Annotated in this window: 23 protein-coding genes; 5 read left to right on the forward strand and 18 right to left on the reverse strand. The window is 57.6% G+C overall.

Annotated elements, in window-relative coordinates; translation table 11 throughout:
- Nucleotides 1-13 precede the first annotated feature (13 nt).
- Complete coding sequence (locus ACZ1GM_RS05515; RefSeq protein WP_472678135.1) at nt 14-958, forward strand: hypothetical protein; 945 nt, start codon at nt 14-16, stop codon at nt 956-958.
- 90 nt (nt 959-1048) lie between these two features.
- Entirely contained in the window at nt 1049-1789 is a 741-nt protein-coding gene (locus ACZ1GM_RS05520; RefSeq protein WP_472678136.1) for a hypothetical protein, read from the forward strand.
- Nucleotides 1790-1816: 27 nt separating this feature from the next.
- Here ACZ1GM_RS05520 and ACZ1GM_RS05525 read toward each other — a convergent pair whose 3' ends face one another.
- Both ACZ1GM_RS05525 and ACZ1GM_RS05530 read right to left on the reverse strand, forming a co-directional pair.
- Nucleotides 1817-2995 carry a glycosyltransferase family 2 protein gene (locus tag ACZ1GM_RS05525; RefSeq protein ID WP_472678137.1) on the reverse strand — a complete coding sequence of 393 codons (1179 nt, stop codon included), beginning with the start codon at nt 2993-2995 and terminating at the stop codon, nt 1817-1819.
- A 28-nt stretch (nt 2996-3023) separates the two neighbouring features.
- Complete coding sequence (locus tag ACZ1GM_RS05530; protein WP_472678138.1) at nt 3024-4145, reverse strand: glycosyltransferase family 4 protein; 1122 nt, start codon at nt 4143-4145, stop codon at nt 3024-3026.
- Between the two features lie 261 nt (nt 4146-4406).
- Here ACZ1GM_RS05530 and ACZ1GM_RS05535 point away from each other — a divergent pair, with 261 nt between their 5' ends.
- A complete protein-coding gene (locus ACZ1GM_RS05535) occupies nt 4407-4691 on the forward strand; it encodes an XrtV sorting system accessory protein (RefSeq protein WP_472678139.1) in 285 nt (94 codons plus the stop codon).
- Nucleotides 4692-4765: 74 nt separating this feature from the next.
- On the opposite strand, the gene ACZ1GM_RS05540 is transcribed toward ACZ1GM_RS05535, so the two are convergent.
- From ACZ1GM_RS05540 to ACZ1GM_RS05560, 5 genes are read right to left on the reverse strand one after another with little or no spacing between them, the layout of a single operon-like run.
- Nucleotides 4766-5296, reverse strand: coding sequence for a P-loop NTPase family protein (locus ACZ1GM_RS05540; protein ID WP_472678140.1), 531 nt, complete (start codon nt 5294-5296; stop codon nt 4766-4768).
- Between the two features lie 31 nt (nt 5297-5327).
- Entirely contained in the window at nt 5328-5540 is a 213-nt protein-coding gene (locus ACZ1GM_RS05545; RefSeq protein ID WP_472678141.1) for a hypothetical protein, read from the reverse strand.
- Between the two features lie 16 nt (nt 5541-5556).
- The gene (locus ACZ1GM_RS05550) at nt 5557-7035 is read right to left on the reverse strand and encodes a GumC family protein (protein ID WP_472678142.1); all 1479 of its coding nucleotides are present in this window, start codon (nt 7033-7035) and stop codon (nt 5557-5559) included.
- Nucleotides 7032-8276 (reverse strand): porin family protein, encoded by a 1245-nt coding sequence (locus tag ACZ1GM_RS05555; protein WP_472678143.1) that lies wholly within the window; start codon nt 8274-8276, stop codon nt 7032-7034. Before ACZ1GM_RS05555 ends, ACZ1GM_RS05550 begins: the two co-directional genes overlap by 4 nt.
- An 8-nt stretch (nt 8277-8284) precedes the next feature.
- On the reverse strand, nt 8285-9010 hold the full coding sequence (locus tag ACZ1GM_RS05560; RefSeq protein ID WP_472678144.1) for a polysaccharide biosynthesis/export family protein: 726 nt from the start codon (nt 9008-9010) through the stop codon (nt 8285-8287).
- 147 nt (nt 9011-9157) lie between these two features.
- On the opposite strand from ACZ1GM_RS05560, the gene ACZ1GM_RS05565 reads away from it, so the two are divergent.
- Nucleotides 9158-10666: a tetratricopeptide repeat protein gene (locus ACZ1GM_RS05565; protein ID WP_472678145.1), complete on the forward strand. Its 1509-nt coding sequence runs from the start codon at nt 9158-9160 to the stop codon at nt 10664-10666.
- A gap of 4 nt (nt 10667-10670) precedes the next feature.
- The gene (locus ACZ1GM_RS05570) at nt 10671-11462 is read left to right on the forward strand and encodes a WecB/TagA/CpsF family glycosyltransferase (protein WP_472678146.1); all 792 of its coding nucleotides are present in this window, start codon (nt 10671-10673) and stop codon (nt 11460-11462) included.
- Here the strand turns inward: ACZ1GM_RS05570 and ACZ1GM_RS05575 are convergent.
- The 11 genes from ACZ1GM_RS05575 to ACZ1GM_RS05625 form a co-directional block, all read right to left on the reverse strand.
- Entirely contained in the window at nt 11452-12684 is a 1233-nt protein-coding gene (locus ACZ1GM_RS05575; RefSeq protein ID WP_472678506.1) for a DUF1996 domain-containing protein, read from the reverse strand. The two genes, ACZ1GM_RS05570 and ACZ1GM_RS05575, sit on opposite strands and share 11 nt — an antisense overlap.
- A 5-nt stretch (nt 12685-12689) precedes the next feature.
- On the reverse strand, nt 12690-14663 hold the full coding sequence (locus tag ACZ1GM_RS05580) for a hypothetical protein (protein ID WP_472678147.1): 1974 nt from the start codon (nt 14661-14663) through the stop codon (nt 12690-12692).
- Nucleotides 14663-14938, reverse strand: coding sequence for a spike base protein, RCAP_Rcc01079 family (locus tag ACZ1GM_RS05585; RefSeq protein ID WP_472678148.1), 276 nt, complete (start codon nt 14936-14938; stop codon nt 14663-14665). Before ACZ1GM_RS05585 ends, ACZ1GM_RS05580 begins: the two co-directional genes overlap by 1 nt.
- A gap of 86 nt (nt 14939-15024) precedes the next feature.
- The gene (locus tag ACZ1GM_RS05590; RefSeq protein WP_472678149.1) at nt 15025-15387 is read right to left on the reverse strand and encodes a hypothetical protein; all 363 of its coding nucleotides are present in this window, start codon (nt 15385-15387) and stop codon (nt 15025-15027) included.
- Nucleotides 15388-15437: 50 nt separating this feature from the next.
- Complete coding sequence (locus ACZ1GM_RS05595; RefSeq protein WP_472678150.1) at nt 15438-16481, reverse strand: acyltransferase family protein; 1044 nt, start codon at nt 16479-16481, stop codon at nt 15438-15440.
- Nucleotides 16478-17716 (reverse strand): glycosyltransferase family 4 protein, encoded by a 1239-nt coding sequence (locus ACZ1GM_RS05600; RefSeq protein WP_472678151.1) that lies wholly within the window; start codon nt 17714-17716, stop codon nt 16478-16480. The genes ACZ1GM_RS05595 and ACZ1GM_RS05600 overlap by 4 nt, the downstream gene beginning before the upstream one ends.
- Nucleotides 17713-18675 carry a glycosyltransferase family 2 protein gene (locus ACZ1GM_RS05605; RefSeq protein ID WP_472678152.1) on the reverse strand — a complete coding sequence of 321 codons (963 nt, stop codon included), beginning with the start codon at nt 18673-18675 and terminating at the stop codon, nt 17713-17715. The genes ACZ1GM_RS05600 and ACZ1GM_RS05605 overlap by 4 nt, the downstream gene beginning before the upstream one ends.
- The gene (locus tag ACZ1GM_RS05610; RefSeq protein ID WP_472678153.1) at nt 18668-20065 is read right to left on the reverse strand and encodes an oligosaccharide flippase family protein; all 1398 of its coding nucleotides are present in this window, start codon (nt 20063-20065) and stop codon (nt 18668-18670) included. Before ACZ1GM_RS05610 ends, ACZ1GM_RS05605 begins: the two co-directional genes overlap by 8 nt.
- Before the next feature lie 31 nt (nt 20066-20096).
- Nucleotides 20097-21083: an O-antigen ligase family protein gene (locus ACZ1GM_RS05615; RefSeq protein WP_472678154.1), complete on the reverse strand. Its 987-nt coding sequence runs from the start codon at nt 21081-21083 to the stop codon at nt 20097-20099.
- Between the two features lie 8 nt (nt 21084-21091).
- Nucleotides 21092-21508 carry a hypothetical protein gene (locus ACZ1GM_RS05620; RefSeq protein WP_472678155.1) on the reverse strand — a complete coding sequence of 139 codons (417 nt, stop codon included), beginning with the start codon at nt 21506-21508 and terminating at the stop codon, nt 21092-21094.
- A gap of 48 nt (nt 21509-21556) precedes the next feature.
- A complete protein-coding gene (locus ACZ1GM_RS05625) occupies nt 21557-23020 on the reverse strand; it encodes a sugar transferase (RefSeq protein ID WP_472678156.1) in 1464 nt (487 codons plus the stop codon).
- Between the last annotated feature and the right edge of the window lie 99 nt (nt 23021-23119).

Genomic DNA, 23119 nt, shown 5'->3' on the forward strand with positions numbered 1-23119 from the left:
AGGGCGGTATCTCATGACAGATCACTCCAAAGCGACAGCAGTGGCTAGCCACGCGCCGAAGAGCCGTAAGACAAAACTGCTGGCGAGCGCGATGCTCGCCGGATCACTGACACTGCTTGCTGCGTGCGGCGATAAGCAGCCAGAGGGGCAAGTCGTTGCCGTGCTCAATGGTGATGAAGTCACCCTGCAAGAGGTCAACGCTGCTCTACAAAACAATCAGATCCCAGAAGGGCAGGACGAAACCGTTGCCCGCAATGCCGCGCTGCAGAACGTCATCAACCGCCGTCTGATGGCGCAAGTCGCGCGTGACGATGGGATCGAGAATACGCCTGAGTACATTGTTCGACGCCGTCAGGTGGAAGAGGCGCTGCTGGTGCAGATGCTGAGCCAGAATATCGGTCGCGATTTGGAGCGACCATCCGATCAAGAGGTTGACGCATTTATTGCCGAAAACCCGCAAATGTTTGCAGAGCGTAAGGTATTCGCGGCGAACCAGATCCGTTTCCCCACGCCTGAGCGTGATGATTATCTGGCAGCGCTTGCTGACACCACGAACATGGACCAGGTGGTCGCTGCGCTTAATCGCCTGGGCATTCAGTTCCAGCAGGGCAACACCCGCATTGACAGTGGTAATCTGCCAACTGACCTGTTTGAGCAGGTGGTCGCCGTTGGCTCGCGTGAGCCGATTATCGTGCCCAGCGGTCCGTTTGTCACCGTGTCGCAAATTTTGCAGATGCGGGATGCGCCGATCACGGGTGAGAATGCGCGTCCCGTTGCGCTTAACACAATGAGCCAGCGTGCCGTGGCAGAGGCGCTGAAAGAGCGCCTTGATACTGCGAAGGAAGAAGCCGGTATCGATTATCAGCCAGGCTACGGCCCGGTTGAAGGCGCCGACGAGGCTGCTGATCTGACCGCTGATGGCGGTACCGAAGACATGACGCCGTCGCTGACGGAGTAAGAGCGCTTACAATCCATGTTGACGCAATGATAGCTGTTCCGTTGAGGCGGATCAGCTATCAGGTGCGTATGCGCAACCTTAAGGCAAATCATGACTGACGCAGCAGCCCCGTTGTTCGCGGCCTTTGATCAGGTTCGCATTGTCAATCTGCCCAGCAGAACTGACCGTCGTGCCGAAATGGAGCGCGAGTTGGCGAGGGTTGGCATGGCGGGCGATTCCCGGGTCGCATTCTTTTCCGCAATTGCGTGCCAGGATAGCGGACCGTTCCTGCGGGTCGGCTCGCATGGGAATTTTTTGGGGCGGCTGGCAATTCTTAAAGAGGCCGTCGCGGCGAATGCTTCGGTTTTGATCCTTGAGGATGACTGCGACTTTTTGCTGCCAGAGATATTCGATTATCAGCTGCCGGAAGAGTGGGACATTTTCTATGGCGGTTTTGAGTTTCTCGGCGATGGTGATCCTGCCGATAGCGATATTATCGGATCGCACTTCATGGGCTTCTCGCCCAAGGGGGCTGCGGTTACGCTTGATTATCTGACGCGATATCTCGAGCCTGACTTTCCGCCAGACGCTCAGGCGGCGCAAGAACCGGATTTCGATCCGGCCATTCGTCCACCCATCGATGGCGCCTTTGTATGGCTGCGGCGTGCACATCCTGAATTGAAGACAGTGTTTTGTAAGGTCGGGGCGCAGCGCGCATCGCGTACCGATGTCGGCGATCAGCGGTTTTTTGATCGAGTCCCGATTGTTCGCGACCTGGTCGGCATTGCCCGCCGCGTTTTGCGTAAGCTGCGCGGCACATCGCGGTCGATGAAAGAAAGCAATCTGCGCTAGCGCCGCAGCGCTGGCGCGACCCGACCGTTATCGACGGCGGGTGCGTTTCCATTCTGCTTCGGGTCCTTTGATGAAGCCCGCATAGACCGGAATTTTCCAAAGCACGTAAAATGGCATGCGCAGCAACGCAGCGCCGCTCAGGAATGGTCGGCCACCTGCCAACCACGCGATCAGGATGAGTATTAGCGCAAGAGCCAGCAAGCCTCCCAAAGCGGTGAGCGGCCAGTAGATATGGGTGAACCATGCAAGCCCCGCCAGCAGGACGCAAACCGTGCTGGACAGCATGACCAGCAAGGCCAATGGCGGCACCATCAGGTGCAGGCCCAGCAGTGTTTCGGACAGTGAGAAGCGTCGCAATCCGCCCAAAACAGTCGGCAGTGCATGGCTGCGCAGCGTTTGCAGGAAACCATGTTCCCATCGAGTACGCTGAGCCAGCGCGTCACGCATATCAGCAGGCGCGCTGCGTACATTGGCCCCAGCGATCAGCCGGGGCGCTTTGCCCGCGCGTGTCAGCGCAATGCCAAGCCCCAAATCCTCGACGATGTTGCCGGTCGCCAGTTCCGCCTTCCCGAAAATGGACCATGGGAAGGCCATACCCGTGCCGGTGAGCAGGGCTGCCCCGCCAAGGCGCTGCATGCCGCGCGACCGGAACAGGTTTTTGACCACCATCGCGAAGCTGGACACCTGCACCATTGGCGGTGCGGCCAAATCGCCATCGATCAGATTGACGGACTGCACCGGGACTTGTCGCTTTAACGCCTCATTGGCGAGCGTCTCAATGCTACCATTGCTGAGCCGACAATCAGCATCCAGCACAATCACAACATCGGGCGGGGTATCCTCTGAGGCCAGATGATCGCGCCCAAAGGCGAGTGCAAACCCCTTGCCGCGATTGTTAGGATCGCTCCGCTCAAGTACTTCTGTGCCCGAATCGCGTGCAATCTGCGCGGTATCGTCAGTGCAATTGTCGGCGACCACCACCACGCGGGTTTCAGCCGGGCTGACTGCTTTGAGTTCGCTCAACGTCTTCGCAATACCTGCGGCTTCGTTGTGAGCGGGCATCAGGACGACGATCGTGGGAGTGTTGTCACCTGCTGAAACCGAAGCGTTTCTGCTCGGCCACAGCCCGGCCAGCATTTCCAGCACGAACACGAGAAGCGGCAGCCCGACCATGATGACGAGCAGCCATGCAAGAACGGCCAGCATGGTTGTCACTTGGTGTGGCTTTCCGCGATCAATTCGGTACCGCAAACGCGCGATACTTCTTGGCGATGCTTGACCACGCAAACTCATCAGCGCGGGGATCAAAATCACCTCTACCGATCTCCAGCGCGCGCGCGATTTTTGCAGTCAGCGCAGACTGATCCTGCGTGTCGCACAGCGTCTCTCTATCACCGACGATCCAGCGCAGGCGCGGCGTGTCATGGCCAACAATCGGTAATCCGCCAGCCATCGCCTCAACGAAGACATTCCCGAAACTCTCATGCAGGGACATGTGCAAGAAAGCGTCTGCGGAACGATACAATGTCGCCATCTTGTCTGCAGTCGTCGTGAACCGGGTAAAGCGTCCTGGCAGAATCTGTGCCGCCAACGCATCAACTTCGTCGCGCAGCGGTCCGTCGCCAGCGCAGACGAAGTGCACGCCATCTAGCGGAGCCACCGCGCGCATTCCATCCATCACACGTTTGGTTTCGATAAATGCGCTGACCATCAGCACCACTGGCACGCCTTCGGGGATACCGAACGCGGCGCGATCACCCTCAACGCCGCGGAAACGGCTGGGATCGATGCCATTGGGAATGAGCGCAGTGCGCCAGCGCGGCGAATTGTCCCGCTCATAATCAGGATTGGTGCAGACGAGGCCGTCGCATGAGAAGTAGCGAAACTCTGACTTATCGCTGCGCGCGCACCAATCGCCATTTTGCGTAACGAAAATGTGGAGCGGAGCTTTCTCTCCGCCATGGCGACGCAAGGCCCAGTGGCTGAAGGGAAAATTACACGTAAGCGCGACGTCGAACTCAGCGGGATCGTAAGCTCGTTTCAGGCTGCGGGAAAAACTCGCATCCTCCCACACGGTTTCAGACCGAAACGGCGGGAAATTTGGTAGCCACTCAAGCTTGCGCCGATTGATCGCCTTGGCTTGGCGATATTCATATTGCGGCCCATCGCGGGGCGGACCCGAACCAATGACCGTTACTGTATCGCCCTGCTTGGCTAGCTCGTCAGCCACAGACAGCAACGCGACCTCAGCCCCGCGTTCCTCCTGATGGAAGCCGGGTAGCGCGAAGAGAAACCGGATCGGTTTCTCTCTCGTGCCGCCGTCCATTGGCTCTGGCTGATCGTCAAGACGCGCCACTGCGCTCCCCCTCAATTATTCCGCCAGATATGGCGAAGCGTGGTCGCTTTACGGGATGTGTTCCGCTTCGAGTAGCCCCAAACTGCCCTGTTTCAAATGTGGACGTTGCCGCATTGGGACAGAATTTACGCATTGAATATTGGCCTAATCGCTAAAACCCCCTATTGAACATGAAATAGTGCACTAATGGTGGCCTGTGCCGGGCCATCATGCGGGCCAAAACCGTTAGAGCGGCTCCAAAGTCCGCTAAGGAGAGAACGGATGGAAACGTTTTGGGACTGGATCACAGTCATCGCCTTTGGGGGGCTGGTGGTGCTGATGCTCAGCCGGTCTTCGCAAGAGGAACCGCCGGATCATCTGGCGGAATACCTCGTACCCGCTGCGGGGTGCGCAATCTCCAATTACATTGGCAACAATCACTCTGATGTTGGCGCAGCGATCGCACTCGCGCTGGTTGCTGCCTATGTCTATAAAGTGTTGAAGTGGCCGCCAGCTGATTTCTTCAGCCGCAACAACGGCGATGACGGTAACAATCCGCCAGCCTGACCTGCTCAACTGAAACAAGAAAAGGGCCACCAGTGATGGTGGCCCTTTTTGCGTTTGGCGATGCGGTTACGCGCTCAATTCTTGCGCTTGCCGTATTCCTTCAGGCCGTATGGATCGCCATAGCCATAGCCATAATCATCGGCAAAGCCGCCCTGATACCGGTTGAGAATAGTGCCGATACATGTCGCGGGCTCAAGCAGGTTCAGCGTTTCCTTGACCTGACCTGTGGTCGTGCGGCCATGATCAACCGCCAGCAGATAGCCGTCAATTTCGCGCATGCAGAGCATGGCATCGTCGTTGGCGAAAACAGGAGGCAAGTCGCACACGACCAAGAAGTCTTCAGGCAAGGCGCGAAGCCCGCTAATAAGATCAGCAAAGCGCGTGCCGCTCAGCAATTCGCTGCTGCCCTGAAGCGATGCGATGGACGGGAGCACATACAGGCCCGTATCATTCACGCGGTAAACGGCTTTGGTCCAGTCTTCCTCTTCACCGCGCAGATACATTCCCAGATCGATAGGAACCTCAGCGGGAAAGCGGGAAAGGATGGATCCGCGGCGCAGGTCAAAATCACATAGCAGGACCTTGCGCGTTTCAATCTTTGACATTGCCGCAGCCAAATTGCTCGACAGGAAAGTCTTACCGGTACGCCGGGGTGGCGCTGGTGATCCCGATCAGGCCGGCGCCGGTTTCCTCGATAAATTGCGTTAGCTGCGTGCGCAGCAGATTGAACGGACGAGAGCGCCCGTCAGAACTGTTGAACCCAACAATTAGCTGCTCATCCAACACATCTTCGCTGATGGTCAGCACCATAGCCTTATCTGCATCAAATGTGTGTTTTGGCTCAGTCATTGGAGCGTCTTTCACGTTAGTCAGCATGGAGCTGATCTTTCTTGCGCCAGAACATCAGTCGCTTGAGTATACCGGGCTTGGCCTCCGTCTCATCACCTTCACCGGGCAATGGACCGATGACCGGAACCATCGCAAGAGGCCGTGTCCCCGTAATGCGGGTAAGCGCCGAAGGATCACGAATAGGGTGCAGGAGTATCTCAATAGCGAGCGCGAGTAAGAGCCCCAGACCCAGTCCACCCACAATGCCTGCGCCGATAATCAACGGGCGATTGGGCGAGGATGGTGTGTCAGGGATCACTGGCGGATCAACCACTCGCAAGCGTTCACCCATCTGCTCTTCATTGGCACGTGCACCAGCGCGCGCAGCGAGCAGACGACCAGAAATCTCTTCATTCTGTGCGTAAAGCGTCGCCAGCCGTTGTTGCAATTGATCGCCCTGCTGTTGAATGGCTGGGACCTGAGCGCGATTGGTCATCATGGCCGTGACCTGAGCGTCAGTGCGCGCTTTCGCTGCGCGCAGTTCGGCGATCTGCGTGCGGTTAAAGGCAATCTGGCGATCAATACTCTCAACCGGAACGCGTTCGACGTTTTGTTGCGCAAATATTTTTGCCTGTTCCAGACGCTGTTTGGCCAAGACCACATCTGGATGGCCTTCTGTATAACGGGCTCTTGCAGAGGCCAGAGCCGCTTCGGCGTTGACCACAGCGGGGTCGCGTTCATCAGCGGTGTCGAGCAAAGCGCGACGTGCCTGAAGATCCTCGATCTGGCGCTCTAGGCTGGCAATCTGGAAATCATAACCACCGCCGCCGCCGGCGATGATTGGTGCCCCACCGGCTGACAGAATACCGCCATACTGGCGATTAAAGGCCGCAACCTGGGCCTCCATATCGGTGATCTGGGTTTGCAGATCAGACTGCTGGTCCGTCAGAAACTGAACTGTCTCGGTAAGCTGAGCGGTGTTGGTTGTCGCATCGACTTCAACAATACGCTCCATCAATTGCTGGGCGACCGCCTGTGCGCCAGCCGGTTCGCTATATTGGAACGCCAAGCGGACAGAGATTGTTTGACCCTGCCGACCAGGGCCCATTTCAATCGCTTGCGGGGTCAGCGTAATCGCGTCACGCATTTCCTCAATCAGTTCTGACAGAGGCGCGCTTTCGCGTTCACTGGCATAGAGGTTGTTGTTCTCAATCAGGCCGATCAGCGCAGGCCGATTGATGATCTGTTGCCGAATGGCCTCGATGCGCTGTTCGGTCGCCTCAGTTGGCTGATTGCCAATGACATCGGCGGGCAGGCTTGGCGCCTGCACCAGTAGAATAGCCGATGATTGATACTGTTTCGGCAACAGGAATGCAGTGGCGAGGCCCCCAACAATGCCAATCACCGCAGGAATGATCAGCCACCAGCGGCGCTGCCACAGGATTGACGGAAATTGCGAGAAGAATGCACCAATCCCGGCGCCCGCATCATCCGCAGAAGTGCCATACTCACTCATCGTCGTGCCCCAAGTTTGATACGCACACCGACGCCAGCACTAATGGCGGCGTCTGTCTGTAGATCGGGACGATAAAGCCGTGACACGCCGGCAAAGAGAAATCCGTCAAGTTGATCATTGAAACGGCGATTGATCCTGCCTCTAACATCGGCGAACTCGATTTCGGGGACGAGGATCGGCCCCTGCTCTGTGCCCTTCGTACGCGAGTAATTCCCGCTTACAGACACGTTGTCCCTCTCAGAGATGCGCTGTGACATTGATAGGTTAAGCGCTTCTGAATTGCGAACGCCGCCAAGCGATGTCGGTAATGGCGTGCGCCGATAGCTGAGGCACAGATTGCGCAGATCGTCGCGCTGACACAGCGCCGACTGCGTAGTAAACGTGGTAAAATCACGTCCTGGTACAAGCGGCGTTGTGTCAACCTCGGTATGGGCAACGCCCCCAGTCAATTCGAGCGATACACCGCCCCCGAAGTCTTGAATAAGAGATGCGCCGCCAGAATAGGTCGTGGCATCGCCATTATTCTCATCGTCGTAATTGTTCGTACGCGCGCCGCCAAACACACCAACTGTCGTGCGCTCGGCCAGGCGATGCTGCCACGAAACATCGGCGTTTACAGAGTTATAGTCCTGACCTTGTAGCTCATCAGAAAGCGACAGGTCTTGGTACCCCAGGCCAAAGCTGATCGTATCTCGATCACTCGCCACAACCTGAGCGCCGGTGTTGACGTTCCAGCTCGTGGTACGTCCACTTTGGCCAAGCACGGTTATGTCGTCGCCAAGAGCGGGGTCGACAGGTAAGGGTGGAAAGCCTGGCTCATCGACCACCAGCGGTAGGCCGGCATCCAGCAATCTGCTGCGGCGCGCATTGCTGGAGAAAATACCACCGCGCACGAATAGAGAGACCCGCTCGGTCGCCTGAGTGTTGATGGCCGCAGTACCGCCATAACGATCTTCTGAATCGTAATCAGAAGTAAACTCACGCAGACTTGCGAACGCTTGCAGGTCGAATGTCGTTGTCGCGGTCTCGCTTCGCAGCCAAGGGCGAATTTCGATGCTACCAGCGGGGACGATGTCGGTGTCCGACTGATCCAAAATCGGATTGCTCGCGACTTCAGCGATCACATTTATGTCGACGCCCGTTTTGGTGGCTTGCGCGTGAAGCGCAGTGATGGGCGCGCCAAACAGTGCGGAACTGCACAACAACGCAACACTGGTGCGGGATAAATTCTTGCGGATCATATCAATTCTCACGGAACGATCAGAACATCGCCGGGCAGCACGCGAACGATACCGGCTCGTTCAACATCGCGCGCACTTACGCCGGGGCGGAAAAGGTTGGCGAGGCGAAGGCGGGTCGAATAAACTTGCCCCTCCTGCTCTCGGATAAGGGTGACATTGTCGAGGTTGGCGAACTCTGCTGGCCCCCCGGCCAGACTGAGCGCCTCCAGCACATTCAAATAGCGGCCTGCCGTAAATGCCCCGGGCGAGCGGACTTTACCCATGATCGAAAACTGCAAGCCCGCCGTCTCGCTGACGGAAACAGTGACCACTGGCACTTCGCCGCGATATTGACCGCGCAGCCGGTCGCGAACCATGCGCTCAACATCCTGCGGCAGGGTTCCGGCGACCTTTAGCTGGCCGACAAGTGGAAATGCGATGCTGCCATCGGGAAGAACCTTCAGGCTGCGCTGGAGGCGTTCCTCGCCCCAGACATAGATTTCCAACGCATCGCCAGCATTGATTTGATAGCTTGAAATCGATGGTGTCGGTTGTGGCGGTGGGGTTTGCTCGATCACTTGCTGCGGCGCGGGTGTTGTCTGCGGTGGCGCAGCGACAGGCTGAGCCTCAGTGGGCTGTTCTGCAGTGTTTGTAGCGTCTTGAGCGACCGCCATACTGGATGCTGAAAGGGCTAGGCTTCCCGCTATGCCGATCATGGACAAGCGAAATTTGTCCCGCAAAGAGGCACTATTCATTACCAAAACTCTAACCCCGTCATAAATCTGGACTATCTGTCTGGCGAGGCTATTAACACGGCGATGTCGCATCGCCAATCATTTGTCGGCACCCTCCTCCCTGTATGGGACAGGCGTCGTATCATTCTTTTACCTTTGCTTCTTGGTTTGGCGGCTTGCTCCAACCTGTTTGAGAGCCCGCTCGACAAGGCCCGGAAAGAGGCGGAGTTAGCTCAGGTTTTTCTGGAGCAGGGCCAATTGCCTCTTGCACGGATGGCTGTGACGCGGGCGCTTGGGCATCGCGATGACCAGATCGAAATTCTGCAATTGGATGCCTTTATCAAATACCGGATGGGCGATCTAATTGCGTCTTACGAGGCTTACCGTGTTATTTTAGCCATAGATCCCAATAATCTGGGCGCGCTGGTTGGCGTTTCTCAATTGGGCCTAAGTACCGGCAACTTTCGCAGATCCCGCGCGGCAATCGACAAGGCGCTGGCCATTGACCCTCAGCGGCCAGATGTCCTTTTGGCCAAGGGTGTACATGCGCTGATCCGCAAGGAATATGATCAGGTCGTCGAGACGGGTGAGCGGATCAATTCATTCCTGCCTGATGATCCACGCGGTATTATCTTGCGGGCACGCGGCAAATTTCTGCGCGGAGAGCAGCAGGAGGCGATGGATCTGCTTTATGACGAGGCAGAGAGGATCGGCAATAATCGCATGATTGCCACGGCTTTGCTGGAGAATGCGCGTGCAATGCCGGACGTAGAAATCATGCTGCAACAATTGGCCTTTCTCCGTTCGAATGAGCCCAACAGCGTCGATCTCGCAATGGATGAGATTAACATCCTCTACAAAAGTGGCGATGTGCAACGGGCGCGCCGTTTCGGCCTGGAGGCGCTGGGCAAGTTCAGTGAAAATCAAGATGCTATCGGACGTTTGGCGGAGTTCTGGCGTGAATATGATGAAACGCCGCTCACCAGCAATGAAATCGGAAGCCTCGCAAATTCTGGCGGGGTCGATGCGCGGCTGGTTACGGCGCGTTTTCTTTTCGAACAGGGCGATCTTGAAGGTGCTGAGCGTTTGGTAGCTGGCCTTGATGACGACCGAGCGAGGGGCATGCTGGCGCGGATCGGCGTGCGCAAAGGACGCGGCGATGCGGATGAGCAGGCTGAGGCGATCCTTGAGGAGGATGCGGGGCAATGCAACGCATTGTCGGCGTTGGCTGAGGCGCGGCTTTCAACGGGTCAGCCGAATGAGGCCATCCGTGCCGCACAAGTGGTCGCGACAGATTGCCTGGATCGCAGCGACGGATATCACATATTGGCCCGCGCATATGCCACCACCGGTCGAGCGAGCGCGATAGAGCGGATATATCGTGAGGGGATCGACACTCACCCGCAAGACCATGATCTCACGAGCAAATTTGCCGATTGGCTGATGAGCCAAGACCGCGGACGGGCCGCGTTGTCAGCGGTACGGCGTCTCACAAAAACGGCCCCCGCGCGCATAAGCACGTGGGAACTATTTGGATCAACGTGTGAAAAGCTGGGCAACACGGCTTGCGCGGCAGAGGCGGCGAGGGGCAAGTCTGAAGCTCAGCAAAACTATGCGGTCGATCTGCCACCGGGCGCGCGCCCGGCCAACCCCCTGACCGGGCAAAGCTGGCGCTGACCGGATGGCCGACGGCGGGCAAGGCGCAGAGGTGTCCACTCTACCCAAAGTGCGGTTTCTCGGTGCGCCATTTTCGCGGTGCAGCGTTCCGGTTGCGGCAGATTGGGTGAGAGACGCCGCGCAAGGATCCGATTTTTCCTACCTTGTTACGCCCAATGTCGATCATATCGTCATGCTCAATGACCCGGGTACAGAGAGCTGGCTGTCAGTGTATCGACGGGCTGTCGCGAACAGCGATTTGTGCGTCAATGATAGCCGCATTCTTGTGCGGCTTGGGCGACTTTCTGGACAGCAGCTAGGCCTTGTGCCGGGCAGTGATCTTGTAAAACACTTGCTGGCGAATAAAGCCGAAGGGCTCGGCTCAATCGCGCTTATTGGTGGCAAGACCCGCGAATTTGAATGGTTGCGTGATAACTTGCCGGATCAGCGTATCGTCCATTTCGATCCGCCCATGGGGGTGCGCGAGAATGAGAGCGCACAGGCGGCGATCGCCGAGTTTATCGAGCGGGAGGCTTGCGATCTGGTGCTGATGGCATTTGGTGCACCGCAGAGCGAAATTACCTGCGCGCGCGTCAAAGATCGGGGCAAGGCTCGCGGCGTTGCTTTGTGTATTGGCGCGTCCGTTGAATTTTTGAGCGGTGCGCAAAGCCGGGCTCCTGCTTGGATGCAGAAGGCCAGCCTCGAATGGCTGTACCGGCTGCTGAGCGAGCCGCGCCGCTTGTGGCATCGTTATCTGGTGCGTGGACCGCGTGTGTTCGCAATCTGGTGGGCACGCCGTAAAGAGGTCACTGAGTAACGGGCCGCATATACGCCAAGGCTTGCTGAACTGTCAGGCGCGGCTTCGGATCAAAGTCGAAGCCTGGCGGTCGTGCCAGCTTGGTCCCATCGCCCAGATCACCGGAAACGCACGACAGGTGTTTATCGATGCACTCGCGGTGAAATGTATCGCGCACCCACGGCTCAATCGCTTCGAAATAGTCGCTGTGAAAGGTCGTGCCACCCGCCGCATTGGCCATCACATCGCTGGAATAGCGCCACTCGCTCGGGCGATCGTCTGCCTGCAGGGTCGTAATTTCGATATAGGTGACGGTGGGAATGACCAGCGGATGCGTTTTGGGGCACCGCCGGACGCCGGTGTTTTTCTGGCGGGTCGCATAGGCGAGATGAGCCTGATGATCGGGCGCGTCCGTGTGTTTCCCATCCCAGCAATCGGGCGCGCTAACGCTCGCGCGCAAAAACTCGCCCGGTTTGCAGTCTTGAACGGCCTCGGCAATGGATTGTGACAGATTACGGCCTGAGCAGTCAAAGCGAACATTCGGGCTTTGGCGCGCGTCGGTTTTGTAATTTGTGCCATAAATCGCACGCAATCCCACGGGCAGATCGACACAGCGTTCGCCGCGCTCTTCGCATTTTTTCGATCCCACCGGATACCGCTTGTAATAGAGCGTCGTGTAATCGGGCGTAACGATCAGGCCATCCTGATCAAACAGTACCGGTGCCCAAATGGCCGTGCGATAAAGCGATCCGCCATAGCAAGAGCTGTCTCCGGCGTTGCGCAAACTCGCATAGTCGGAGTTTTCATCGGTCAGCGTGTTTCCCATAAAGCGGTGCAGATGGCCGGCATTCGTTCGTCCAGGAAATACGATCGGATCGACCCGCGCGAAGTGGCTTGTACCGCAAAAAATTCTGAAGGCGCCAACGACATCGGGTTTGTTGCTTGGCGGAATACGCCGCCCGGTAACCTTTAAGCCCTTGGCATCGGTTGCGATGGGACTGATCAGCCCGAAATCACCGTCGCCGGGGGAGCGATCAGAAGCTTCGTGCGCGATAGCCACATCAATTGCGGCGAGGGCTCGCTGGGCAGCCTCACGAGCCGCCAGCAGGCATTGTTCTGGCGCATCCATCTCACACGAATTCGCCGTACCGTCAGTTGTATCGCCGGTCGCATTACCCGTCGCATAGGCTGGGGCGGCACTCACCAGCGCAGTCAGAAAACCAAAAGCGGCGATTGCACGCATATTCGTCAAGAATCTCGCTCCGTTATTCGTGTAGCGGTAAGATAGGCGAAGGCATTGTTTGGGTCACCCAGAGTGATCGCCATGTCAATTATGCCGTCGACCGGTGCGATGCCCGTGCGTGTGCGCAATTCGCTGACATTGTTGGCTGCGTTCACTTGTGGTTGTGCCTCGCCATCAATCGTGATCACAGCGTTGCGGTTACCACCACCAGCGCGGCAGGCCAGCACATCGATGTCATAGACTTTGGCATTGTCTAGCCCCGTAAAGCGCCAGATGGCAGGTGCGCCGCCATTGCGCCATATCGTCGCGGACAGCACAGCGTCCGGGATCCACGCGACGCCGCTCGTTAGAGTGCCATTGTTTGATTTGCCGGAGAATGGCGCATCGACAATGTAGCTCCAGCCGGTGGTGTTGCCTTCACTGTCGAGAATGTCTGCAATCTTGGTTCCGGTTGACGTGCCTTCATCGACCGCGTTCCAGCCGGGTACGGCGGTGGTGCTGCCATGGCGGATCATGGCCGTAACAGTGGAACCGCTATCAATTGCATCGAGTCGGGATTGAAGCGCGCTGACGTCATTGCCTTGCGCCGCAGCCGCATCGATTTTGGCTTGCGCGGCATCGACATCCACTTGGGATTGCGATGCCTCTGCCTGAGTCACCGCCTCGTTTGCGTCCTGCAAGTAAACTTGCTGCCGAACCGCCTCCAACCTGTTTGTGATTGCGGTTTTCTGTGCGCCCGCCACGATCGCATCAAGGGCAAATATACCCTCTTGATACCCGAGCACGCGGTTTGCGCCGGTCTCGCCAGTATCTTCGGCCAGGAGCGTGCGTTGCTCAATCTGACTGTCCGGCCATTCGCCAGTATAGACATAGCGAAACCACGTATCTGACCAGAGCTGGCGCACCAGCGCGTATTGCGCGCCTGTGCCGTGAACCTGATCCGCCAGCAATGCGCGATGAAGCAGGGTGAGAAGGTATTCGTCAACGCGCCCTGTGCCGATTGCGGCATCGTATACATCGGGCATATTCGCCTGAACGAAAGGTGCGATCACATTTTGGTTATAGGGAAGCGAACCACCAGACTGATCCTGAGGTGTAACCGCTGGCGCACTGGTATAGGCCCGATAGCTGGTTGTCCCGAGGCACAGCTGCATTCCGGCATTGTCGAACGCAGTGAAAATCGCCGCTAAATCCGTGTCCAGCGCCGCTTTTCCCGCCGCATCATAGGGCCGGTTGCTGGAAACATCGTTCCCGATCAGCGAGCCAAGCATCGCATAGCGAATGACGCCACTGTAATGGCTGGCAGCCGCCGGGGCATAAGTGCTCGCGATATTGCCAACACCCGCTCCGCCACGCGCATAGTTGAGAATGATTGGATCGCGGCCCGGGTGATCGGCGATCACCTGATCCTCAATACCTATCGAGCGGTGGGCACCCAATTCACGGCTTGCGCCAATCACTATGTGTGCATCCCAAGGACCGGTAGGCGGCTTCTTGTGCAGCAACGGACGGAGAAATTCGTTCGACCGCGTTGATGTGACGGTTAGCCTGATGGTGTCGCCGGCAGTGACCGCCAGCAGCATGGCCTGACGACGGTTATTGGCATCCGCGCCGTCGGGGCTGCGAAGCGTAAAACCCTGATCCACTCCGTTGAGGGTGACAAAAGCATTGCCGGGCTGGCTATCGCTCTGGAAGATAAACGAGAGCAGTGCATCGCCGTCTTCCTGCGCGGTCCACTCGACATACTCGGTGCCGTTGGCCGGGATCGCAAGTAGCGGGCGCGTTTTGTTGTCGGCGGTGCTGCTTGCAGCGGTCAGTGCGATTTGCTGGCTGGCAAAGCCTGCGCTGGTTGTGACGGTTGCCAGCATGCGCCAGTCAGCGGGCGGTGGCGTATGGCTCGCCGGTGGGGGCGGGGGTGGCAGAGCTTCACCAAGCGGACCTAAGGCCGCATTCGTGACATCGACGGTCAGGTCCAGCATTAGGCGAGACCCACGAGATTGGTGGCCGTGGTGCCCGATGCGCGGACAAACTCAGGGCGTACCGGGATGATTTGTCCCGCAGCTGCATTGATCAGAACATCAGTTTCGCCATCAATCGCGCGCAAGGTGATCGTGCCGCTGCCGCCAACCAGAATGGCCTTAGGCAATTTGACTAAGGGCTGGGCGTCATCGGGCGTGATCGGAAAAGCATCGCGAGCCGGGCTGGAAACGGTGTCGGCGTGGCTTTCGAAACGGTCAAAGTCATTGGCTGGCATAGCGTTTGGTCCTCATCTGGACGCGCAACAAAGCGCGTGATGGGACTCTCGCTAAAACTCAAAATGGTGTGTAGGAAAGTAAAAAATTACCAAATAGGTAAAAATGATCCAACAGCCAGAACGATGCCGATCCAAAGCGCCAAACTTGCGCTGCCAATGATCGCAAACTGTTGCCATGCGGGCAGGACCGCGGCGGCCCCCTCAATCATGCCGTCAACATCATCAATGACGGCGTCAGCATCGACAACATCGCGGCCATCGGATGTATCCGCCCAGGCTGCCAATTGCTCCTGCATCTGGCGAGCGGGGCTGGGGCGATAATGATCGGCAGGCTGGATTGCTTCTGAAAGCGCGACTGCCACCTCGCCGTCGCCCTTCGGGCGCTCGCCGGTCGTCGTTGGGACGGCTGAATAGTCCGCAGCGGGTTTACGTTGTGCCTGTGCCATCATCGTGCTCCTGTCGATGGGCAGTATTCTGGCGGCAACACTTTAAGAAAGTGTCACTTGGCAGCCGGAACGGCATCCTTGGCAGGTTTACCAAACCGGTCTGCAAGTCTTTTGCCCATGGCCGTAAAACGCGCTTCGAAATAGAATGTCGAAACATGTGCTGCTGCAACAGTCGCGGCAAGCAGGAACGGGCGCAGCAGATAGCGGGTCAGTTTATCCGCCTCTTCACCGCCGAGCCATGTGTGGCCCAACACGCCGTGCCAAACATACAGCGCGTAGCTGGTTTGGGCGACGTACTTCGCTGGTTTGCTGCACAGCGCCCAGCGCAAAAGGTCCGGCAAGGCATACAGCGATAGCCCGATGGTGAGCGCCGCAAAGTACGGGCGGAGATATTGCAATGGCCCGGTTTCTGGATGTGCAGCGGCGAGCATCATGATGCCTGCGCCGACACACGCCCATGGGCTGATCCGGTCCTTGAGGGCCTCGACCGGGAATTTGTGCAGGAACAGCGCCAAGCAGGCACCGACCAAAATCTCGTCGACGCGGTGCCATGTGATGATGCTGATATACTCGCCATCAATCACGCGCAGAGCGGTAATTCCGATACAGAATAGTGGGAGCAGCCAGAGCCCTCGCTTACCCAGAATTGCCACAAGCAGTGCGACGCTGAGATAAAATTGCACCTCGACGCACAGACTCCACAGATGATGGCCACCGGACATCAGCTTTGCCGGAGGCAGGTTGGAATAGAACAGGAAATTCGCGATAGCCGTTTGGGGCGCAGCGGCGGTCCAGATGACCAGAATGGTCATGGCCAGCCAAGCGAGGGGCAGAATGCGGAACAGACGCCGGATCAGGAACGGGATGATCCGTTGGTCTTTCAGCAAGAGCCGCGTGATCAGAAAGCCCGATAGCGTGAAAAACAGCGCCATGCCCGATGCCGCGATCATATGGTTGGCTTGCAACTCGCGAGGGATCGGCATCCAGTGGCCGATGATGACAAATGTGATGCTCACCGCGCGCCATCCGTCGAGAATGGCGATATGACCAGACAACGGCTTTGTATCGGGCAGTAATGCGTCGGCTTCGCGGTTCACGATGCGTCTCCAGTTTTCATGAGCGCCGTCGCGGTAAACAAGTCGATCAGCGGCAAACTGGCCTTTGGATACGAAAACTCGGCGGCGACCTTAGCTTTGCCCGCTTCGGCGAGCTCGGCGCGCAGCGCTTTATCCTCGCACATCGCAACCAGCTTAGTTTCCAGATCGTCCCAATTGCCCGGATCAAACAGAAGGCCCGTCTCGCGATCAATAATCAATTCCGGAATTCCGGCAACACGGGTCGCGACCGCCGGTACACCTTGCGCCAGCGCCTCCATCAGCACGATGGGCAATCCCTCCATAAAGCTGGGCAGAACCATCACATCAGCCTGTGCGATAGCGCGCAGCGTGCTGCGCTCGTCAAGCCGCCCCGTGAACTGGATATGCTCAGCATGATCAGATTGAGCGGCGAGGGCGTGCAGCGCAGCTTCCTGCGGGCCGTCGCCCACCAGTTTCAGACTGACTGGAACGCCTCTGCGACGCAGGTTCGAGAACGCTTGGATCAGCCCGGCATGCCCCTTTTCCGGCGACAGTCGACCCACGCAAATTATCTCGACTTCATCTGAAGTGCTGTCCTTGGCTACCGGCTCAGGCAGATCCTGAGGGTCAATACCGCAGCGGACAAGATGCAGTTTGCTCCACATATTCGGAGAGATCATCCGCATCGCCTGCGCGCGCCCGAAATGCGACACGCAGGCGGCAAAGCTCGCCTCCGCCAGCTTGGCAGGCAGCAGATTTCCTGCCGGATAGTCGAATTCTGAAATCCCATGCAGCGTCAGGCTCCATGGGATATCGAGATATGTCTTGGCCAGCAGGCCGACCGTGGCGGCGGGATTGGCAAAGTGATTATGCAGATGCGTGACGCCGTCCTTCTCAAGCTGCCGCGCCAACACGATCGCTTCCACGAAGTAAAATACTGCCCATAGAAGAGCTTTGAGGCCGGGTACGCGGTGGCGCAGTGCCAATCCAAACACGGAGAAAAACCGGATCGGATGGCTGAACAATGCAGCGAGAAAATCGATTGTGATACCGATCGCTCCGCGCCGCAAAACGAAGAAGGTTTCGCCTGCCGCTTCGCGCTCAAGATCATTGTCGAGGGCATGTTTTGGCGCGCGGATTGAGTAGCTGCGGATCGAAAGCCCCTTTGCGCGCAGGCTCGCAATCTCGCGCCGGATAAAGGTGTGACTGGGCGAGGGATACTCGCTCGTCAGATAGCCGATCACCGCGCCGCTCATTTGTACTCCACCGTACCGCCGGTTTCGCCGCGCAGTCGCCGCGACTGGAACCGCATGATGCCCAGCAGCTCAGCATATTTGCCGAGAATCGAAAGACTGGCTGAGGCGATGCCATCGCGCAGGGTGAGCCTAAGCCATTGCAACGCCGTGATTGCTGGCCAAAGCAAGATAAACGCGGGATGCAGGGCTATCGCCAAGACCATGCTCAAAAGCGGCAGGATCGACGCCCAGCCAATCGCGCGCTTAATCTCTCGCCCATAAAGCGCGCCACCGGGGGCATTCTGTGTGGCGAGGTTGGCTTGCTGATAGCCGATCCCGCTGCGCACCGCGCGGTTCCACCATTGCCCAAGCCTATGCATCGCCGCGTCATGCAGCGTCATGTCCGCATCCAGTCGCATGATCCGCCACTCCGCTTTGCGCAGGCGTGCACAGAGTTCTGGTTCTTCACCTGCGATCATGGCCGGGTTAAAGCCGCCAACCGCATTGTAAGCGGAAACTCGAAAAACTGAGTCGCCGCCGCATGCGTCAGCCTCACCGACGGGTGTATTCCATTCCCCATCAATCAAGCGGTTGTACAGCGAAGCCTCTGGAAAACGCTCTTTGCGCCTTCCGCACACCACCGCATAGTCCGGGTTGTTGTGCAGAAATTCAACCGCGACACTGGGCCAGCTTGCGACCACTTCACAATCGCCGTCGACAAACATTACGAACTCACAATCGGGAGCGAGCTCCATCAGCTTTGTGAAACCCTCTGCGCGGGCGCGGGCGGCAGTGAAAGGCAGCGCCATATCGAGCGGCACCACCGTAGCGCCAAGCTCGGCTGCGCGCTCCTGACTGCCATCAGTCGAGGCGGAATCGACGTAAACCACCAGCAGATCGTGCGACTGCAGTGAGGTAAGGCAACGGACCAACCGTTCCCCCTCATTCCGTCCAATCGCAATAACCCCCAGTTTAGCCATCCATGAGGCCCCTGAATTCCCACCATTCGGCTGGCGTGGGTACCAAACCCAAAGAGCCGAGCGAAGCTTTAACAGCGATCGCCGCGATCACGACAATCAGTGTCAGGATAATATCATCGCGATACTTCACAAATCCTTCACGGCGTTCGGCGGGCACGAGCACAGCCCAGCGCATGACTTCGGCTGCTATCAAGACCCCTAGCGCCCCGAAGAAGCTGCCCTGTGCCATCGCGATGGGTAACCCAATCAGCAGTACCAGAAACTTGACCAGATTTGCTCGTGCGCCCGGTTGCGGGCGACCGCAGCCCATCAACATGGAATCGGCGAAGGCAGACAGGATCCCAAACCAGATGCTGAGCAGCAGGACAGGCAGGATAAAGGCCGCAGCGCGATAACGATCATCATAGGCCAGCAGGATAAACTGATCGGACACCGCGATCCCGCAACCCGTCGCCACAGCTATGAGTGCCAGGACCTTGAAGCGCATCGTCCGAATGCGACTTGCCAGCTCCCCACGGCGTTCCTGCACAGCCGCGACCTTGGGAAATACAAGAAACGCACCCGCGCGTTGACCCAATTGGCTCAGTACCTCGGAAAATGATCGGGCCACCGCATAAACCCCGGCAAGAGCCAATGGCAGCGCGGCGACGAAGTATAATCGGTCATAGCTGGTGGCTGCAAAGTAGACGGCGGTCGACAGGAATATCCATTTGCCGAAGTTGATGATCTCGTGGACGTGCGCTTTATCCCAGGTGAGGCGAGGGCGCATCCGCGGCTTGAGGGAATAACTCATTGCGCAGGTGAACGCGGTGCTGACAACCAGAGCGATCACCAGCGCCCAGATGGTTGGCATCAGGATCGCAATGATGATCGAGAAACCGCAATGGAAAATCGTATAAGCTGTGTCATATGCGGCGCGCGTTTTCACATCGACCCGTCGCTGGACGAGAAACAGGCTGATCGAATGTAGGCCGGTGATCAGGAAGATTGGACTTACTGCGAGAATAATCAAAAACAGCTCGGGCTGTTCATACAGCTGCGCAATTGGATATGCTGCGGCTAGCATGAGAATGGTCAGCAGCACGCCGCGCAGAACCTGCAGTGTCCATGCCACATTGAGGAAATGGCGATCCTCGCCATTGGGTGAGCGAACAACGCTTTGTCCAATGCCAATGTCAGAGAGTAACTCGGTTCCAGTGCGCAGCGTATTCACCAGCAGCATCAGGCCGAAGATCTCTGGCGCGAGTAGCCCGGCCAGAATTATATTCGTGCCGAGCCTCAGCACCTGGTTCATCGCAAAGGGGGCTGCGACCCAACCAGCCTCGCCGACGAGTTTGCTGCCACTCAGCAGAGCCCGAATGCGCGGGAACACAGATGTGGTGTTGGACATAGCGGGTCAGGGCAGGCTGCTCCCAAGAGCGCTAGGCCTGCTCGCCTCCAGGCATGCGGCTACGGGCCAGATTGACCGGCTGGCCAGGACGCCAGACTTTGCTCTTGCTGACCGGGCCTTTCTTGGCCGGTCCTTGCAGGTTTGTCTCCACCCGCTCCGGCGACAGGGCCACGCCTTTTTTCCGCGCGACAGCGCAAGCAGCGATAATGGCGACATTCAGGAAGAATACGCGTTGAGGTAATTCTACGAACCAGACATATTCAAAGTTGTTGTGCACGATCAGCGCGAAAATCGCAGCCGCTGACCCCAAGGCGATGCCTCCCAACGGATCGCGCGGTCTGCTGAATGCTGCCTTGAGCCCAATCAACAGCGGCACGCCCAAAAGGATCATCAGGGCGATCTGTCCTGCCCATCCCGTCTCTGCGCGAGCCAGTAGATATGCGTTGTGAACAGGTGCAGAACGGCTGCCAAAGTTCCAGTTCACCCCGGCACGCGCGGCGTAGCCTCCGGTATTGCTAACTGCGACATATGTATTCGCGCCGACACCCAGCGGATGATCCGCCGCCATTGCGGTCGCTGCACGTTTGAAAGCGGCACGCTCGTTCTCTGCAGTGACAAATGAGTGTTCACCAAATCGTTCATTGAGCGTGTTGAACGCCAGTGGCACAAACACAAGCGCACCCAGCGCCGCCCCACCAACCATCTTGAGCTTTCGTGCAGATGTTCCGCGAGCGAGGCTGAGTATGACCAGCGCGATTACGCCTGCCGCAACGAACGCCATTGTGCCGCGTGATCCGCCGCCTGTGACCACGATCATGCCACCGACGATCCCGCCATAAATCCATTTGCTGCGTTCACCCTCTAGCACGGCAGCGATAAGGGGCAGTACCGCAAGCTCTACCATGAGGCCCAAAATGTTCTGGTGCGACATAGTGCCAGCGGCCTGAACAACGCCGTTCACTTTCTGATACGCGACGAAGCCGCCCTGGATCATCAGGCCAACAGACAAGCCGATCATCAGGTTTCTCAGCGCGCCCGGGCGATGCACTTCCCCCCAACGGCGATCACAAATATGGCCATGCGTATCAGTTGGACAAGGGTGAAGCTTGACGCGATTGGACTGCCTGATGCGGTGATCGAGAGGGCGATTGGGATCGCGAAAATCGCGATGAGCGCCATGATCGGGAAGTAGATATTGTGGCTTTTTCGAGTAAAGATCAGGGCCAGACACAGAGTGTCTATCGGCGATATCATGATCCCTTTAACGGTGCCATTCCACATCGGCCACGTATACAGGGCCGCGTCAATCTGAAGTGATCCAGAGGCGAAGCAGAACAGGCCGACAGCGATCAGCGCTTGATCACGGCGTTCCTTGTTCTGAGACAGGAACGCAATAAACGCAGGCAGGCTCGCAAGAATGACTGCAAGAGCTATCCACCGCATGGCGCCAAACCTCTCATCTAACTAAAGCCCCTGTTTCTGCCTAAACGGTTAGTACGCATTGTTATGCGATACCACTTTCACCGTGGCGAGCAGAATAGTGAAATCGTTCCAAAGGCTCCAGTCCTGCAAATAGTGCAGGTCATACCGCAACCTCGCGACGAGATCTTCGCGCGTATGCGTTGCGCCGCGGAAACCATTGATCTGGGCGAGCCCAGTGATGCCCGGCTTCAGGGCGTGGCGCATCCAATAGAGCTCTGACACTTCCCAGAATAGCTGCGAGCCTGCACGCGATCCTTCGGCATGAGGGCGCGGACCGACGAGCGACATGTTGCCAATCAGCACGTTAATCAGCTGCGGCAGCTCATCAATGCTGGTGCGCCGGATGAACGCGCCGACCTTAGTGATCCGGTCATCATCGCGCTGTGTCGATTGGTTGCCGCGATCATCCTGCGCATCAATACGCATGGAGCGGAATTTGTATATCTGAAACGGCAGGTTGGCCTGACCGATGCGGCTTTGGCGGAACAGGGCAGGGCCGGGCGATTCAAGCCTGATCGCCAGTGTAACCAGCAACATTAGCGGCGCGAGGAAGATCAGCAGTGGCACAGTGATCGCCAGATCAAAGATGCGTTTCTGCATCCTGCTACCAAGGCTGAGCGGACCACGCGAAAGCACAAGAGTGTCGTTTTGTCCGACCCAGCCAATGCCCACGGCGGAATGAATCTCGTCGTTGGACACCACAACCTCGCAAGCGACACCGGTCGCTTTGAGTGCGGTCACCCAATTAACAACTTGGTCTTTCATGCGGATGCCGTCCAGGTAGACCACATCATAGCGGCATAGGACATCAGAAACCTCGGCCATTTGTGTCGGGTCCGAGAGGTCGGGCTTGAGGCCAACCTCTTTTAGATCAATGACATCCATACCGATGCTGGAAGCATGATCTGCTGGCGCATCATTGGTAACGAGCAGTCTGTCCGCAATCTTACCCTTGAGGAACAGGCGGGCGAACAGCGCAATGACTATTCGCGACAGCAACAACAGGGCGGTGGAAACGATGACTGCGTAGAAAAAGGCGGAGCGCGAAATCTTCATGCCAAACTTGGCGAGGAAAGCGCAGACCATCATCACCACGATCGCGCCAAGCAGGGCACGGCAAGCGCTGCTGAAAGATTTGGACATACTCGCCAAATTATATGTCGAGTAACTCGACCACAGGATCGCAAAGTACAGGAATGCAGGAACAATGATGACCAAAAGCGGCACACCGCCGGGCGACAGCCAGCGATAGTCGCGCATCAGTTCCACTGATTGAAAGCCAACGATCAACGCTAAAGAATCGAAAACTGCCGCAAGGACTGCCAGGAGAATGCGCAGGTTCTCTCGTTTAATGGCAGGGCGAACGGGGCGCGACACTGTACCGCTTGGTTTTACCAGCGTCTCCTCCCTCACATTACCCTCCATGTCAGTCCCACAATCTTCATTCTCTTTGGCATGCCTGATGCTCAGCAATTAGCGTCAGCCCATGCAAGCTGATAGCCAACGAAACGTGCATGTTTCGTGTCAGGACAAGCCTTTGGGCAATTCTTTAACACCACTCAACATGCCCAA

It is taken from the genome of Qipengyuania sp. JB2-7 (assembly GCF_055693485.1).

Excerpts from the sequence above, each read along its gene's own strand:
- ACZ1GM_RS05515 (WP_472678135.1), top strand. The coding sequence starts at position 14 with ATGACAGATCACTCCAAAGCGACAGCAGTGGCTAGCCACGCGCCGAAG.
- ACZ1GM_RS05520 (WP_472678136.1), top strand. The coding sequence starts at position 1,049 with ATGACTGACGCAGCAGCCCCGTTGTTCGCGGCCTTTGATCAGGTTCGC.
- ACZ1GM_RS05525 (WP_472678137.1), bottom strand. The coding sequence starts at position 2,995 with ATGCTGGCCGTTCTTGCATGGCTGCTCGTCATCATGGTCGGGCTGCCG.
- ACZ1GM_RS05535 (WP_472678139.1), top strand. The coding sequence starts at position 4,407 with ATGGAAACGTTTTGGGACTGGATCACAGTCATCGCCTTTGGGGGGCTG.
- ACZ1GM_RS05540 (WP_472678140.1), bottom strand. The coding sequence starts at position 5,296 with ATGTCAAAGATTGAAACGCGCAAGGTCCTGCTATGTGATTTTGACCTG.
- ACZ1GM_RS05545 (WP_472678141.1), bottom strand. The coding sequence starts at position 5,540 with ATGACTGAGCCAAAACACACATTTGATGCAGATAAGGCTATGGTGCTG.
- ACZ1GM_RS05550 (WP_472678142.1), bottom strand. The coding sequence starts at position 7,035 with ATGAGTGAGTATGGCACTTCTGCGGATGATGCGGGCGCCGGGATTGGT.
- ACZ1GM_RS05555 (WP_472678143.1), bottom strand. The coding sequence starts at position 8,276 with ATGATCCGCAAGAATTTATCCCGCACCAGTGTTGCGTTGTTGTGCAGT.
- ACZ1GM_RS05560 (WP_472678144.1), bottom strand. The coding sequence starts at position 9,010 with ATGAATAGTGCCTCTTTGCGGGACAAATTTCGCTTGTCCATGATCGGC.
- ACZ1GM_RS05570 (WP_472678146.1), top strand. The coding sequence starts at position 10,671 with ATGGCCGACGGCGGGCAAGGCGCAGAGGTGTCCACTCTACCCAAAGTG.
- ACZ1GM_RS05575 (WP_472678506.1), bottom strand. The coding sequence starts at position 12,684 with ATGCGTGCAATCGCCGCTTTTGGTTTTCTGACTGCGCTGGTGAGTGCC.
- ACZ1GM_RS05580 (WP_472678147.1), bottom strand. The coding sequence starts at position 14,663 with ATGCTGGACCTGACCGTCGATGTCACGAATGCGGCCTTAGGTCCGCTT.
- ACZ1GM_RS05585 (WP_472678148.1), bottom strand. The coding sequence starts at position 14,938 with ATGCCAGCCAATGACTTTGACCGTTTCGAAAGCCACGCCGACACCGTT.
- ACZ1GM_RS05590 (WP_472678149.1), bottom strand. The coding sequence starts at position 15,387 with ATGATGGCACAGGCACAACGTAAACCCGCTGCGGACTATTCAGCCGTC.
- ACZ1GM_RS05600 (WP_472678151.1), bottom strand. The coding sequence starts at position 17,716 with ATGAGCGGCGCGGTGATCGGCTATCTGACGAGCGAGTATCCCTCGCCC.
- ACZ1GM_RS05605 (WP_472678152.1), bottom strand. The coding sequence starts at position 18,675 with ATGGCTAAACTGGGGGTTATTGCGATTGGACGGAATGAGGGGGAACGG.
- ACZ1GM_RS05610 (WP_472678153.1), bottom strand. The coding sequence starts at position 20,065 with ATGTCCAACACCACATCTGTGTTCCCGCGCATTCGGGCTCTGCTGAGT.
- ACZ1GM_RS05615 (WP_472678154.1), bottom strand. The coding sequence starts at position 21,083 with ATGATCGGCTTGTCTGTTGGCCTGATGATCCAGGGCGGCTTCGTCGCG.
- ACZ1GM_RS05620 (WP_472678155.1), bottom strand. The coding sequence starts at position 21,508 with ATGCGGTGGATAGCTCTTGCAGTCATTCTTGCGAGCCTGCCTGCGTTT.